General features: G+C 56.6%; 13 protein-coding genes. 9 read left to right on the top strand and 4 right to left on the bottom strand.

Annotation, left to right across the window (positions count from 1 at the left end):
• Positions 1 to 6: 6 nt before the first annotated feature.
• Positions 7 to 1,020 (bottom strand): histone deacetylase family protein, encoded by a 1,014-nt coding sequence (locus FFI95_RS02060; RefSeq protein ID WP_144820683.1) that lies wholly within the window; start codon positions 1,018 to 1,020, stop codon positions 7 to 9.
• Between the two features lie 171 nt (positions 1,021 to 1,191).
• On the opposite strand from FFI95_RS02060, the gene FFI95_RS02055 reads away from it, so the two are divergent.
• Entirely contained in the window at positions 1,192 to 2,646 is a 1,455-nt protein-coding gene (locus FFI95_RS02055; protein ID WP_144820682.1) for an NAD-dependent succinate-semialdehyde dehydrogenase, read from the top strand.
• Between the two features lie 135 nt (positions 2,647 to 2,781).
• On the top strand, positions 2,782 to 4,947 hold the full coding sequence (uvrD, locus tag FFI95_RS02050) for a DNA helicase II (RefSeq protein ID WP_144820681.1): 2,166 nt from the start codon (positions 2,782 to 2,784) through the stop codon (positions 4,945 to 4,947).
• A 150-nt stretch (positions 4,948 to 5,097) separates the two neighbouring features.
• Here uvrD and FFI95_RS02045 read toward each other — a convergent pair whose 3' ends face one another.
• Together FFI95_RS02045 and arsB are read right to left on the bottom strand one after the other, a co-directional pair.
• The gene (locus FFI95_RS02045) at positions 5,098 to 5,895 is read right to left on the bottom strand and encodes an undecaprenyl-diphosphate phosphatase (protein WP_144820680.1); all 798 of its coding nucleotides are present in this window, start codon (positions 5,893 to 5,895) and stop codon (positions 5,098 to 5,100) included.
• A 122-nt stretch (positions 5,896 to 6,017) separates the two neighbouring features.
• Complete coding sequence (gene arsB, locus FFI95_RS02040) at positions 6,018 to 7,085, bottom strand: ACR3 family arsenite efflux transporter (protein WP_144820679.1); 1,068 nt, start codon at positions 7,083 to 7,085, stop codon at positions 6,018 to 6,020.
• A gap of 91 nt (positions 7,086 to 7,176) precedes the next feature.
• On the opposite strand from arsB, the gene FFI95_RS02035 reads away from it, so the two are divergent.
• Genes FFI95_RS02035 through FFI95_RS02020 form a run of 4 tightly spaced genes read left to right on the top strand, consistent with a single transcriptional unit; the run spans position 7,177 to position 10,497 of the window.
• Complete coding sequence (locus FFI95_RS02035; protein ID WP_144820678.1) at positions 7,177 to 7,569, top strand: metalloregulator ArsR/SmtB family transcription factor; 393 nt, start codon at positions 7,177 to 7,179, stop codon at positions 7,567 to 7,569.
• Positions 7,570 to 7,615: 46 nt separating this feature from the next.
• The gene (locus FFI95_RS02030) at positions 7,616 to 8,620 is read left to right on the top strand and encodes an ArsJ-associated glyceraldehyde-3-phosphate dehydrogenase (protein ID WP_144820677.1); all 1,005 of its coding nucleotides are present in this window, start codon (positions 7,616 to 7,618) and stop codon (positions 8,618 to 8,620) included.
• Position 8,621: 1 nt separating this feature from the next.
• Positions 8,622 to 9,833, top strand: a complete 1,212-nt coding sequence (gene arsJ / locus FFI95_RS02025) for an organoarsenical effux MFS transporter ArsJ (RefSeq protein WP_144820676.1) — start codon at positions 8,622 to 8,624, stop codon at positions 9,831 to 9,833.
• The gene (locus FFI95_RS02020) at positions 9,826 to 10,497 is read left to right on the top strand and encodes an SDR family oxidoreductase (RefSeq protein WP_144820675.1); all 672 of its coding nucleotides are present in this window, start codon (positions 9,826 to 9,828) and stop codon (positions 10,495 to 10,497) included. The genes arsJ and FFI95_RS02020 overlap by 8 nt, the downstream gene beginning before the upstream one ends.
• Before the next feature lie 22 nt (positions 10,498 to 10,519).
• Here FFI95_RS02020 and FFI95_RS02015 read toward each other — a convergent pair whose 3' ends face one another.
• Entirely contained in the window at positions 10,520 to 10,921 is a 402-nt protein-coding gene (locus FFI95_RS02015; RefSeq protein WP_144820674.1) for an acyl-CoA thioesterase, read from the bottom strand.
• Between the two features lie 192 nt (positions 10,922 to 11,113).
• Between FFI95_RS02015 and FFI95_RS02010 the strand changes: the two genes are divergently transcribed.
• From FFI95_RS02010 to pstA, 3 genes are read left to right on the top strand one after another with little or no spacing between them, the layout of a single operon-like run.
• Entirely contained in the window at positions 11,114 to 12,163 is a 1,050-nt protein-coding gene (locus FFI95_RS02010) for a substrate-binding domain-containing protein (protein WP_144820673.1), read from the top strand.
• A gap of 45 nt (positions 12,164 to 12,208) precedes the next feature.
• Complete coding sequence (gene pstC, locus FFI95_RS02005) at positions 12,209 to 13,597, top strand: phosphate ABC transporter permease subunit PstC (protein WP_144820672.1); 1,389 nt, start codon at positions 12,209 to 12,211, stop codon at positions 13,595 to 13,597.
• Positions 13,590 to 14,867 (top strand): phosphate ABC transporter permease PstA, encoded by a 1,278-nt coding sequence (gene pstA / locus FFI95_RS02000; protein WP_144820671.1) that lies wholly within the window; start codon positions 13,590 to 13,592, stop codon positions 14,865 to 14,867. Before pstC ends, pstA begins: the two co-directional genes overlap by 8 nt.
• Positions 14,868 to 14,897: the final 30 nt, after the last annotated feature.

The raw sequence follows: 14,897 nt of genomic DNA, 5'->3' as shown, positions 1-14,897 counted from the left end.
GCGGCTTTAACCGGCCAGCCCCCGGAAAAACTGCTGCACGTTTTCACTGAGAGTATCCAGGTCGTAGCCGCCTTCCTGAACCACCAGCATGGGCAGGCCGAGTTCGCGCACGTGCTTGCTCAGCCGGCTGAACCCCTCGGATGTCACCGAGACTTTGGCCTGAGGGTCGTCTTTGTAAATATCAAAGCCCAGGGTCAGGATCAGCGCATCCGGCTGAAACAGTCTGACGGCGGTTAAGGCTTCTTCGACCTTATTGAAGAAGTCATCTTCGCTTGAACCGTGGGGCATGGGCATATTGATATTGTAACCATAGCCTTCACCCTCACCCCGTTCGTTCTCGAAGCCGGTAACCACCGGGTAGAAGTTGGTCGGATCGCCGTGGATGGAGATATAAAGCACATCACTACGGTTATAGAAAATCTCCTGAATGCCCTGGCCGTGGTGCATATCTGTGTCCAGAATCACCAGACGCGGAAACCGGGATTTCATGTGCTCGGCGGCAATGGCCGCGTTATTGAGGTAACAGAACCCCCCGGCCGAATCCCTTCTGGCGTGGTGACCGGGTGGCCGGCATACAGCATAGGCGGTGCGGTCACCCGCCATAATGGCATCGGCCGCACCCAGTGCCGTCTGGGCTGACCAGTAGGCCGCCTTCCAGGTATGCGCACCGATGGGGCTGCTACCATCCGCCTGATACCTGGCGGCCTCTGCAAGAATGCCCTGTAAATGGTTCGGGGAGTGCACAAAGATGTTGGAGATAACCTCTTCGCCCCAGTCATCCATTTGTTTCCAGCGGCGGTGAGCCGACTCCAGAAAACGAAGGTATCCCAGGTCGTGCACTCTGGAAATCGGGCCTGCGCCCTGGTCCGCTGGCTGCAAAACCGGTATGCCCGATTCCTTCAGGCCTTCCAGCATCTGCTGAGTCCGATCCGGTATTTCCTGGGGCTGGCGCATCTGCCCCCGGGTGAAGTAAGTCTGAGGGGTATGTTCATCTTGTGTAGGATGGAAAAATGCTTTCATTATCCGACCTCCAGGGTTTCCGGTTCTCTGAGTATAGGGGGTGGGCGAGAATGGTCAAAAGCCGCTCCACTGACTTTACAGGCAGAGATTCTGCATCCACTATGGAAGACAGATTCAATTGACGCAACTGCACACCTTCCAGGTGTCGACATTGAGAGATTAGGAGCCGAAATGATCGAGTCACCACTGCTGGAAAAGCTGACTGGCTACATCGGCGGTCGCTGGACAAATAATGAACAGGGTAACACCTTCGCAGTTTACAATCCGGCAACGGGGAAGGTGATAGCACAGGTTGCCTCCATGTCGGAGGACGAGGTGAAAGCAGCTGTTGCAGCTGGCCAGACAGCGTTGCGTCTGACGCAACCCTACTCCATTGAAACCCGCAGAAAATGGCTGGAAGATATCCGGGATGCGCTCACCGCCAACCGGGAAGAAATGGGGCGGATTCTGTGCCTGGAGCACGGCAAGCCGCTGCATGAAGCCCAGGGCGAGGTAGATTACGCCGCCGGCTTTTTCGACTATTGTTCAAAGCATATCCAGGCTCTGGATGCCCACACTATTCCTGAAAAGCCCAAAAACAGCACCTGGACAGTCCACTACCGGCCCGTCGGTGTGACCGGGCTTATCACACCCTGGAACTTCCCCATTGGCATGATTGCCAAAAAACTTTCCGCTGCTCTGGCTGCGGGTTGCCCCTCGGTGATCAAGCCCGCCAGTGAAACCCCGCTGACCATGATCGCTTTTTTCAGGCTCATGGATAAGCACGTCAAATTACCGGATGGCATGGTAAACCTGGTGATCGGCAAGGCCAGTGTGATTGGCAAGGTTCTGTGTGAAAGCCCGGATGTACCCATGCTGAGCTTTACCGGGTCGACCGAAGTGGGCCGTAAGCTGATTGTGGATACGGCTGATCAGGTCAAGAAGCTGGCCCTGGAGCTGGGCGGTAATGCGCCGTTTATCGTGTTTGACGATGCCGACCTGGATGCCGCAGCCGATAACCTGATTGGTAATAAATTCCGTGGTGGCGGGCAGACCTGCGTGTGTGCAAACCGTATTTTCGTCCATGAAAAAGTGATGGACAGCTTTGCTGAAAAACTCGCAGAGCGGGTAAACAAAATGACAGTGGGCGATGGTATAGCCGGGGACGTGGACCTTGGCCCACTGATCAACAAGGCAGGCTTCGATAAAGTAAAACGGCACCTTGAAGACGCCCTTGGCAAGGGGGCCTCACTGGTGGCCGGTAAGGAGCCGCAAGAATTGGGTGACGGACACCTGTACTTTCCGCCCACTGTTATTACTGGCGTAACCCGGGAGATGGAGTGTTTCCAGGAAGAGACCTTCGGGCCACTGGTACCCATGGTCAGCTTCCGTACCGAGGACGAGGTGATTGAAGCCGGTAATGATACCGAATTCGGGCTGGCGTCCTATGTCTTCACCGGCGATGCGGAGTGTGCCCGGCGAGTGGCTGCTGGCCTGAGGTTTGGCCACGTGGGCTGGAATACGGGCACTGGCCCGACCCCGGAAGCACCGTTTGGTGGTATGAAAGCGTCCGGAACCGGCCGTGAAGGTGGGCTGGAAGGGCTGTTCGAGTTTGTCGAAGCGCAGACAGTGCCCCGCGGGTTCTGATTCACCAGATAAGCAAGAAAGAATTGAGGCGGGCAAGGGCCCGCCTTCTTCGTTTTTGGGGGTGGGAAAGCAGGCTGGCGCCAAGGCTGATATACTTTCGACCTGTTCATTTAACCAGTAGCGAAAGTGTTCATTATGGATGTCTCCCACATTATTGATTCCCTGAATGATGCCCAGCGTGAGGCGGTTACAGCGCAAAACGATCATTTGTTGGTTCTCGCGGGTGCCGGGAGCGGTAAAACCCGGGTACTGGTGCACCGGATAGCCTGGCTGATGCAGGTGGACCGTGTACCGCCAACAGGGATTCTGGCGGTAACCTTTACCAACAAGGCCTCCAGGGAAATGCGGCACCGTATTGAACAGATGATGGATATCCCGGCGTGGGGACTCTGGTTCGGAACCTTTCATGGCATAGCCCACCGGTTGCTGAGAGCCCATTGGAAGGACGCCGGCCTGCCGGAAAACTTTCAGGTGCTGGACAGTGATGACCAGCTACGACTGGTGAAGCGGGTGATGCGGGAAGCGGGTATTGATGAGAGCCAGTTTCCGCCGCGACAGGCCCAGTGGTTTATCAGCAGCCAGAAAGACGAAGGCTTGCGAGCTGACCATATTCAGGAGAATCCCGGGGACCATTTCACCTCCACCATGCTGAAAATCTATCGTAGCTACGAACAACTGTGTCAGCAGAGCGGACTGGTGGATTTTGGTGAGCTGCTTCTGCGGTCCCATGAGCTCTGGTTGCACCGCCCGGAGATTCTTGCTCATTATCAGCAGCGGTTTCAGCACATTCTAGTGGACGAGTTCCAGGATACCAATACCATCCAGTATGCCTGGCTGCAGGTGCTGGCCGGTCACCGTGTACCATTGACGGTGGTCGGTGACGACGACCAGTCCATCTACGGCTGGCGAGGTGCCAAGGTTGAGAATATTCAGCAGTATCAGCGGGATTTTCCCAACGCCCGCCTGGTGCGTCTGGAGCAGAATTATCGCTCCACGCAACTGATCCTGAAAGCCGCCAACTCGGTGATTGCTAATAACCAGGGCCGGCTGGGTAAGGAACTCTGGACCGATGGCGTGGAGGGAGAGCCCATCAGCCTGTACGCTGCCTTTAACGAGCAGGATGAGGCCAACTACATCGCCGACAGCATTTCTGCCTGGGCGGAAGAAGGCAACCTGCGCAGCGAATCTGCCATTCTGTACCGTTCCAATGCCCAGTCCCGGGTACTGGAAGAATCCCTGATGCGCCAGGGCATTCCCTATAGAGTGTACGGCGGCCTGCGATTCTACGACCGCCAGGAAATCCGTAACGCACTGGCCTATCTGCGCCTGGTACATTATCGCCGGGATGACGCCGCCTTTGAGAGGGTCGTGAACCTGCCTGCTCGGGGTATAGGCGCCAAAAGCCTGGCGGAACTGAGGGAGTATGCAACTGGCCAGAGTATCTCCCTGTGGGAAGCCGCAGAACGTATGCTTGAAGCCGGTCAGGTTAAAGGTCGGGCCAAGACGGGGTTGCAGACGTTTATCCGTATAATTGAGGAGTTGTCAGAGCTGGCACAGGAAGCGTCACTCCACGGCTTGATGAAGCACGCCATTGAAGCGTCCGGCCTGAAGGATTACCACGCTAATGAAAAAGGCGAGAAGGCGCAGCAAAAAGTGGAAAACCTGGAAGAGTTGGTCAGCGCACTGGCCGACTATGAGGTAGAAGACGGCGTTGACCCCCTTGCAGAGTTTATTGCCCAGGCTGCGCTGGATGCTGGTGAGTCTCAGGCCGCAGATCATGAAGACAGTGTACAGCTGATGACTCTGCATTCCGCCAAAGGCCTGGAGTTTCCGCTGGTGTTTCTGGCAGGCGTGGAGGAAGGCCTGTTTCCCCATAACATGTCCCTGGAAGAGCCGGGTCGCATGGAAGAAGAGCGCCGTCTGGCCTATGTGGGCATCACCCGCGCCATGAAAAAGCTGGTGATTACTTACGCCGAATCCCGTCGTTTGTACGGCCAGGAAAAGTTCAACGCTGTCTCGCGGTTCGTGCGGGAGATTCCCGGCGATTGCCTGCAGGAGGTGCGCTTACGCAATACTGTGACCCGCCCGGCCATGATGGATCGCCCCAACGAAGGTCTGTTCAGCCAGGACTCTGCGCAGGAATCCGGTTTCAGCCTGGGACAGCGTGTTCGGCACCCGAAGTTCGGCGAGGGTGTTGTAATGAACGCCGAGGGCAGCGGTCACCACACGCGGGTGCAGGTGAATTTCGATGAGGGTGCCAAGTGGCTGGTATTGGCTTATGCACCGCTGGAGGCTTGCTAAAAACTTTCGGAAGTGCCGGCGGGGGCAGGGCTTTCAAAACACGCTCCTTGCGGCACGTCCATGTGACGCTTGGGCTCCGCCATCCATGGCTCCGCACAGTTTTGAAAGCCCTGCCCCCGCCGGCGCTTCTTGCACAAGGCTAAATAGCGCTTACATCAGGACCGCGAAAATAACCCCGGCGAGAATTACGCGGTAAATGACATAGGGCCACATGCCCACTTTGTTAAGCCATTTCAGGAAGAAGTGGATAGCGGTAATGGCCACCAGAAAAGAAACCACACCGCCCACTAAAAATGCACTCCAGTCGACGGCCATATCCGCTGCCGCCACTTCCAGGAGCTTTACCGCAGACGCCAGGGCCGTGATGGGGATGGCCAGCAGGAAGGAGAAGCGGGAGGCTGTTTCCCGGCTCATGCCCAGAAACAGGCCGGCAGTGATCGTGATGCCGGAGCGGGAGGTGCCGGGCACAAGGGCAATCGCCTGGGCAATGCCAACCAGCAACGCGTCTTTCCAGTTCAGACTGTCCATGGTGCGACGGCGTTTGGGCATCCAGTCGGCAACACCCAGAAGCAGGCCAAAAAACAGGGTAGTCGCAAAAATGATTTCTGCAGCCCGCAGTTCATTATCAATAACATCCAATAGCGCCAGCCCGGCAAGCCCGGCGGGGATAGTGCCTATGACCAGGTACAGCGCCAGAGCGCCCTGGCCGACAACCCGACGCTGGCCCATGGAAATCAGGCCGTCCCGCGCAATACCGGACACGTCTTTGCGAAAGTAGGTCACCACGGCAAGCAGGGTACCCACATGCACGGCAAGATCGAAGGCAACGCCCTGATCCACCCAGTCAAAAAAAGCCGGAACCAGGATAAGGTGGGCTGAGCTGGAAATTGGCAGGAATTCGGTCAGCCCCTGGAGAATGCCAAGGTACAACGCCTGTAGGAAATCCATGGTATGGGGTCCAATCGGGTCAGAAGGTTTTATTCAGAGTTGTGCAGAGATGGGGCAGGATATTAACAGGGTGGCCTTGCGGTGAACAGGTAACCGGCAGTTCCGGGCACTGCGAAGCCGGTTCAGGCGGGGAACCGTTCGCGGGTTTTATTGGCAATTTTCACCAGGGCCAGCATCAGTGGTACCTCCACCAGCACACCCACTACCGTTGCCAGTGCAGCGCCGGATTGCAGGCCGAACAGAGCGATGGCAGCAGCAACCGCCAGTTCAAAAAAATTACTGGCACCGATCATTGCCCCTGGCGCAGCAATACAGTGGCGTACCTTCCACAGCCGGGCCCAGCCGTAGGCCAGAAAGAAAATCAGCATCGTCTGGATGATCAGCGGCACAGCAATCAGGGCAATGTGCAGCGGGTTTTCCAGAATCACCTCGCCCTGAAAGGCAAACAACAGTATCAGGGTAATGATCAGTGCAGCCGGAGTAATCGGCCCCAGGCGTTTCAGGAACATATCATCGTACCACTGCTGGCCATGGCGCGCGGTCAGAGTGCGGCGGGTGAGGTAGCCGGCGGTTAAGGGAATCACTATGTACAACACCACCGACAGTATCACCGTATCCCAGGGCACCTGGATGTCAGAAATGTCCAGCAGAAGCATCACGATGGGCGCAAAGGCGAACAGCATGATGATGTCGTTCAGGGACACTTGCACCAGGGTATAGGCGGCATCGCCTTTGGTCAGATAACTCCATACAAAGACCATAGCCGTGCAGGGTGCGGCTCCCAGCAAAATGGCCCCGGCCAGGTATTCGCTGGCCAGTTGCGGAGCAATCCACGGCTTGAAGACTACCATCAGGAAGAACCAGGCGATGGCAAACATGGTGAAGGGTTTGATTAACCAGTTCACGGTAGTAGTAATGGCCAGCCCTTTGGGCTCTTTGCGCACCCCGACCACGGCGCTGAAATCGATTTGTGCCATCATCGGGAAAATCATTGCCCAGATCAGAATGGCAATGGGGATGGATACCTGAGCGTATTCAAAGCGGGCCAGGGTTTCAGGCACCACAGGCGCAAACTGGCCGAGAGCCACTCCGGCAATAATGGCCAGCGCTACCCAGACCGACAGGTAGCGCCCGAACAAATCCATGCCTTCTGAGTTGCTCGGCGCTGCTGCGGTTTCGGTGCTGCTCATAATGGTGCCTTTACTTTGTTACCATCGGTACCTAATATCGCTTAAAGCATATATATGGATAAACGAATGTTCAAGAGCGTGAACGACACATATGAGAGATAAAGGTGTTTTGCCTGAAAGTGATACTCGCGGGCAGCCGGCAGATTTCAGCCCGGTTACTCTGTTCAGGGCTCTGAGTGACGAGTTGCGGCTGACAGCCATGTTACTGATCCGGGATCAGAAAGAGTTGTGTGTCTGTGAGTTGACCGAAGCGTTTGCCGTGTCCCAGCCGAAAGTCAGCCGCCATCTGGCCATCTTGCGGGAGACGGCTCTGGTAGCAACGGAGCGCCGGGGCCAGTGGGTGTATTATTCTGTTAACCCCAGGTTGCCCCAGTGGGTGTTCGGGGTTCTGGATGAGACGGCGCGATCCAATACCGCCTTGCTTGAATCCCCTCTGGCGAAGCTACAGGCCATGGCTGAACGCCCGGCCGTATCGTGTCCCTGAGTGCATGGCCGGCCATGCAGACAATTATTTACCTAAGGAGACAGTAATGAGCACAATCAAGGTCGGTATTAATGGTTTTGGCCGTATCGGCCGGCTGGCGCTTCGGGCCGCCTGGGACTGGCCAGAGCTTGAATTTGTGGCGATTAACGATCCCGGTGCGGATGCGGCCAGCCTGGCACACTTGCTGAATTTCGACAGCATTCACGGCCGCTGGGAGCATGAAGCGACAGCCAATGGCGATAATATGCTGATTGATGGTCAGCGTCTGCAGGTGACTCGCAACAGGGACATTGCCGATACCGACTGGTCTGGCTGCGATCTGGTGATTGAAGCCAGTGGTGTGAACAAGACTGTGGCTGTCCTGCAGGGCTATCTGGATCAGGGCGTCAGGCGGGTCGTCGTCACGGCTCCCGTAAAAGAGGCGGGGGCCAAAAACATTGTGCTGGGTGTGAATGAAGAGGTGTTTGATCCGGCCCGCGACCGCATCATTACCGCTGCTTCCTGTACCACCAACTGTCTGGCACCGGTGGTGAAGGTCATTCATGAAAAGCTGGGCGTCAAGCACGGATCTCTGACCACCATTCACAGCGTGACCAACACCCAGACCATTATTGACGCGCCCCACAAAGACCCGCGCCGGGCCCGGGCGTGCGGCAGCTCGCTGATTCCTACCAGCACCGGCTCGGCCACCGCCATCATCGGGATTTTCCCGGAACTGAAGGGCCGACTGGATGGCCATGCGGTGCGGATTCCACTCACCAACGCCTCGCTGACGGATTGCGTGTTCGAGGTGGAAACCCCCACGGATAAAGATGCAGTCAACCGGTTATTGAAAGAAGCCGCCGAGGGCGAGCTGAAAGGTATCCTTGGCTACGAAGAGCGTCCGCTGGTGTCCATTGACTACAAGACCGATCCCCGTTCTTCCATCGTTGATGCCCTGTCCACTCTGGTGGTCAATGGCACCCATGTAAAAATATACGCCTGGTACGACAACGAGTGGGGGTACGCGAATCGCACCGCAGAACTCGCGCGTAAGGCAGGTCTGGCCTGACATGGATGCAGCCATCCGTCAGTATCTGGTGATCACCGGCAGTTACTGGGCCTTTACCCTGACCGATGGCGCCCTGCGTATGCTGGTGGTGCTGCACTTCCACCAGTTGGGTTATACACCGCTGGAAATCGCCCTGCTGTTCATTTTCTACGAAGTCTTCGGGGTAGTGACCAATCTGGTGGGTGGTTATCTGGGCGCCCGTATGGGCCTGAACCGCACCATGAATATCGGACTGTTTCTGCAGGTTGTGGCGCTGGCCCTGCTGGCGGTGCCAGCGGCCATACTCACGGTGCCCTGGGTGATGGCCGCACAGGCCTTGTCCGGTATTGCCAAGGATTTGAACAAGATGTCCGCGAAAAGTGGCATCAAGTTGCTGGTGCCGGATGAACAGCAGGGCACCTTGTACAAGTGGGTGGCCATCCTGACCGGCTCAAAGAACACCCTGAAAGGGGTGGGGTTCTTCCTGGGCGGTGTGTTGTTAATGGCTGCGGGCTTTAAAGGCGCGGTCATTTTGATGGCCATGGCTCTGAGTCTGGTGTGGCTGGCCAGCCTGTTCCTGCCTGGACAGGACCTGGGCAAGAGTAAGGCGAAGCCCAGGTTCCGGGAAATACTTTCCAAAAGCCGGGCCATTAACGTGCTCTCGGCGGCCCGGATGTTCCTGTTCGGTGCGCGGGATGTGTGGTTTGTGGTGGCTCTGCCGGTGTATATGGCCAGTACCTTTGGCTGGGATCACTGGCAGGTGGGCGGTTTTATGGCCAGTTGGGTGATCGGCTACGGCCTGATCCAGACCATCGCGCCACGAGTCACAGGGCACTCCAGAGGTAAAGCTGGCGCCGTGCTTTGGGCAGCCGTGCTGGCGGTGGTCCCGGCGGTAATTGCGGGCGTACTCATGGCTGGCTGGCCGGCACAGTTGGTGGTTATCGGCGGATTGCTGTTGTTTGGAGTAGTGTTTGCCATTAATTCATCCCTGCACAGCTACCTGATCGTCAGCTACGCCCGGGGCGACGGTGTGTCGCTGGATGTGGGGTTCTATTATATGTCCAACGCCAGTGGTCGTTTGTTGGGCACGGTTTTGTCTGGCTGGGTGTATCAGGCTTACGGACTGGTAGCGTGTTTGTGGGTTTCAGCCGCCTTGGTAGCCATTGCGGCCCTGCTCTCGGTATGGTTGCCGGACAGTGATAATCAACTCAGTGAGGAGAGAAGGTATGTCTGAATCAAAAGTGGTCGTGGTTACCGGTGCCAATCGGGGCATTGGCCTGGAACTGGCGCGTCATTATGCCCGTGAGGGGCATCAGGTGGTCGGGGTCTGCCGGCAGACATCGGATGAACTGGCGAGTGTGGCCAGCGACGTCATCGACGATGTGGATGTCACCAGCGAAGCCGGTATCGACAAGCTCAAGAACGGCCTTGCCGGTAAGCACATCAGCCTGTTGATCAACAACGCCGGCCTGATGCAGGACGAGCCTCTGGGGAGCATTGATTTTGATTCCATCCGCAAGCAAATGGAAATCAATGCCTATGCGCCTTTGCGCGTGGCCGAAGCGCTGCTGCCGTTAATGGGGCAGGGCAGCAAAATCGCCAATATTACCAGTCGCATGGGGTCGATTGCGGATAACGACTCCGGAGGTCGTTACGGCTATCGCGCTTCCAAGGCGGCACTGAATGCCTTTGGTAAATCCCTGGCGGTGGACCTGAAACCCAAAGGTATTGCCGTAGCACAGCTGCACCCGGGATTTGTAAAGACCCGCATGGTCAACTTTGGTGGGCTGATTACCCCGGAAGACGCCGTTCGTGGCCTGGCGGAGCGGATTGATAGCCTGAACCTGGAAAACACCGGCTCTTTCTGGCATAGCAATGGGGAAGAGCTGCCCTGGTAACCTGCAAGCGCAGCCTGAATGATTACGGCTGCGCGGGCACTTCCCGAATACGGCCATGTTCATCAATGGCAACATACACAAACCGGCCTTCGGTCACTTTCCGTGGATGCTGGGACGTACGATCCAGGGTCCACACTTCCACGTTGATTTTCATTGAACTGCGGCCTATGTCGACCAGCTCACAGTAACAGCCTACCTGGGAACCAACCCGTAGAGGTGACAGAAACTCCATTCCATCCATGGCGACGGTAGCGTTGCGGCCCTGGGAAATACGTCCGGCAAGGGTCGCCGCTGCAATGTCCATCTGTTTGACCAGCCAGCCGGCGAACACATCGCCGTTGGCGTTGGTGTCTTGCGGTAAGGGAACAATCTGAATAACCAGGTCGCCGCGGGGTCTGGGTTTATCGTCATCGTACGCCGTCATGAAGCCTGCCTTTATAAGTCGCTGGAATTATTTTCTTAGCATGGTAACGAGCTGGCTCGTGGCTGCAAGCTTATTTCCAGCTTCTGGAAAATATTTCACTCACTGTAACCTGACTGTCATACAGACATTCTAATCTTCATCCATCAGTAAACCGGTGCTGATCACAACATAACTGACGGATGGAGATTTGATGTGATTAAACCTTATAAGGCGATTGCTATCGCTGCATTCACGAGCGGACTTTCTCTGGTTTCCGCTTCGGCCCTGGCCCGGGACACGGTAAACATTGTGGGTTCGTCAACGGTTTATCCATTTGCAACGGTTGTTGCAGAACGCTTTGGACGTAGTACCGACTTCCCGACGCCCAAGCTGGAATCAACCGGTTCCGGCGGTGGCTTCAAACTCTTTTGTGCCGGCATAGGTACTGAGCATCCGGACATTACCAACGCCTCGCGCCGGATGAAATCCAGCGAATTCGAGATGTGCCAGCGCAACGGTGTAGAGGCCATTACCGAAGTGAAAATAGGTGCTGACGGTATTGTTATTGCCAATTCCCGGGAAGCGGAGCAAATGGACTTGAGCCTGCGCCAGGTGTTTCTGGCCTTGGCCAAGGACGTTCCGGACCCTGAAGGCGGTGACACGCTGGTTGCCAATCCGTATGCGAAATGGAGCGATATCGACACCAGCCTGCCACGCAAAGACATCCGTGTGATGGGGCCGCCGCCAACGTCGGGCACCCGTGATGCCTTCGTGGAAATCGCCATGGAAGGTGGCTGCAAGACATTTGAGTTTATCAAGGCGCTGGAGAAGAAAGACATGCGCGGTATCTGTCACAACATGCGTGAAGACGGTGCCTTTATTGAAGCCGGCGAAAACGACAACCTGATCGTTCAGCGCCTTGCTCAGGATAAAGAGATGCTGGGCATCTTCGGCTACAGCTTCCTGATGGAAAACAGTGGTGAGATCCAGGCCTCTACTATTAATGGGGTGGGGCCAACGCCGGATACCATCGCCGCTGAGCAATACCCGGTGGCCCGTTCCCTGTTTTTCTACATCAAAAATGCTCACGCCGGCGTCGTACCGGGCATTACGGAGTACGCCCGGGAATTCACCAGTGAAGGTGCCTGGGGCGACAATGGTTATCTGGTGGATGTGGGGCTGATACCTAACCCCCGCGATGTGCGCATGGACACCGCGAAAGCGGTCCGGAAGCTCAAGCCGATGACGGGCAATGAGCTTTAATGCCAGCCTGGCAAGTAACAGGGGCGATGAATCAGGGAGATAGCCATGCAGACAGTTGATTTGTTGCCTCTGGTTCTGGTGCTTGCCGCGGTGGCCTATGGGCTTGCTTACAGGCGTTCCCGGGCCGTGGCAGCGCCTCTGGGTGGCATTCGCAATCTCCAGGCCCTGCCGGCGTATTATGCCGCCAGAGCCGCACTCTGGTGTGCGCTTCCGGCGCTGGTTATTCTGGGCTGCTGGGCCGCCTTTGAAGGCCAGGTCATTCAGGGCAGGGTAATGGCTTCGCTGCCGGCTGAGCTGGCACCACAAACCGATGGTCAGGCGAGCCTCAGGCTCTCCCAGATCAGTAATCTCGCCGCCGGCAAGCTGAACCCGGCCCTGGTTCCGGAGGGTGTTTCCGGGGCTGCAACCCTGTTGCAGGAGCTGCGTGAGCAAAGCAGTCGCTTCAAGACGTTGCTGGTCATTCTGGTTGCTGTTCTTGGCGGCACCTTTGCCTGGACAAGGATTGCACCACACATCAACGCCCGCAAAAGTGTGGAGCGTATCCTTCAGTGCCTGTTTTTTATGTGTGCAGCGGTTGCGGTCCTTACCACCATCGGCATTGTTTTTTCCGTTATTTTTGAAACGGTTCGCTTCTTTGGCAAGGTTCCGGTCACCGAGTTTCTGTTTGGTACCAGCTGGAGCCCGCAAACGGCGCTACGAGCCGATCAGGTAGGGTCAGAGGGAGCGTTTGGCATTATCCCTCTTTTTACCGGCACGCTGATGATTTCCGCCATTGCCCTGATGATTGCTGTGCCGGTGGGCCTGCTGTCGGCTGTGTATCTTTCCGAGTACGCCAGCCGGCGGGTGCGGGCGGTGGTTAAACCCATGCTGGAAATGCTGGCGGGCGTGCCCACCGTGGTTTATGGCTTTTTTGCCGCGCTCACGGTCGCACCGTTTATCCGTGATCTGGCTCTGATGCTGGGTCTTGAAGCCTCCTCCCAGAGCGCCCTGGCGGCGGGACTGGTGATGGGCATCATGATTATTCCGTTTGTGTCGTCGCTGTCTGATGACGTCATCAATGCCGTTCCGCATACCCTCAGGGATGGTTCTCTGGCGCTGGGTGCCACCCAGTCTGAAACCATGAAAAGCGTGATTTTCCCGGCGGCCCTGCCCGGAATTATGGGCGGTATCTTGCTGGCTGCCTCCCGGGCAATCGGTGAAACCATGATTGTGGTGATGGCCGCCGGACTGGCCGCAAACCTGACCGCCAATCCGCTGGACTCAGTCACCACGGTGACGGTTCAGATTGTCACTTTGCTGACCGGTGATCAGGAGTTCGACAGCGCCAAGACACTGGCTGCGTTTGCCCTGGGCATGATGCTCTTCATGGTAACGCTGCTGCTGAATGTGATCGCACTGAAGATCGTGCGTAAATACAGGGAACAATATGACTGATCCAGGCTCGCAGGCGGAGCTTGTCCGCCACTCGCTCAGGCGTCGCTATCGTAAAGAACGTCGCTTCCGCTTTTATGGCATAGCCGCCATTGCGGTTGCATTGTTTTCACTGGTGATCCTGTTTACGGACATTATCAGCAAGGGGTATACCGGTTTCATCAAAACCACCGTGACCCTTGAGGTGCATTTGGACGGAGAGCTGATGTACCTGAACGACGCCTCGGACCCGGATCAGATTGCCATGGCCGATTTTCAGGCACCCATCATCAAAGCCCTGCAAGGGTATTTTCCGGACGCGGTCAGCCGTGCGGACAAGCGGGAGCTCAGCCGCATGACAGGCAGCTATGCCAGCAATCAGGTGCGTGATCTGTTGAAGGAAAACCCCGGCTTGCTGGGCAGCACCCGCACCATTGAGTTTCCGGCCCACGATACGGTATCGGTATACGTAAAGCATGCGGGCGACCCCGGGTACTCCATACGTCTGAGCGAACAGCAGCAACGCTGGACGGATGAGCTGGTTCGTAAAGGCGTAATCGACAACGGGTTTAACGATGTGTTTTTCAGCAATGGGGATTCACGGGAGCCGTCCAACGCCGGCATTCTCGGCGCCCTGGTCGGGTCTTTGCTGACCATGGGTATTACCCTGGTTATTGCCTTTCCGGTGGGCGTGGCCGCGGCGGTTTATCTCGAGGAGTTTGCACCGCGTAACGGGTTTACGGACTTTATCGAAGTCAACATTAACAACCTGGCTGCTGTACCGTCCGTCATATTCGGGTTGTTGGGCCTGGCAGTATTTATTGGCGTATTTGGTATGCCCAGGTCGGTTCCTGTTTTGGGCGGCCTGGTGCTGGCCCTGATGACACTGCCCACTATCATTATCTCCAGCCGCGCAGCGATCAAGAGTGTGCCTCCCTCTATCCGCGAAGCGGCCGAGGGCATAGGGGCGTCGAAAATGCAGGTGGTTCTCCACCACGTTTTGCCTCTGGCCATGCCCGGTATGCTAACGGGCTCCATTATCGGTATGGCGCAGGCACTGGGTGAAACCGCACCGCTTTTGCTGGTTGGCATGGTGGCATTCATTGTTGAGATTCCAGACGGGTTCTTCAGTTCAGCCACTGTGCTGCCCGTGCAGATATTTATCTGGGCGGGCAGTGCAGAGCAGGGCTTTGTGGAGCTGGCCTCCGCCGGCATCATGGTTCTGCTGGCCTTCCTGATTACTATGAATGCGTTCGCTATATGGTTACGTAAGCGCCTGGAGCGCCGCTGGTAAAGAAACCATGCGCCTCGGCACGATAACTAA

Source organism: Marinobacter piscis, assembly GCF_007671655.1.
Classification (GTDB): domain Bacteria; phylum Pseudomonadota; class Gammaproteobacteria; order Pseudomonadales; family Oleiphilaceae; genus Marinobacter; species Marinobacter piscensis.
This window is presented reverse-complemented; position numbering and strand designations above follow the sequence as displayed.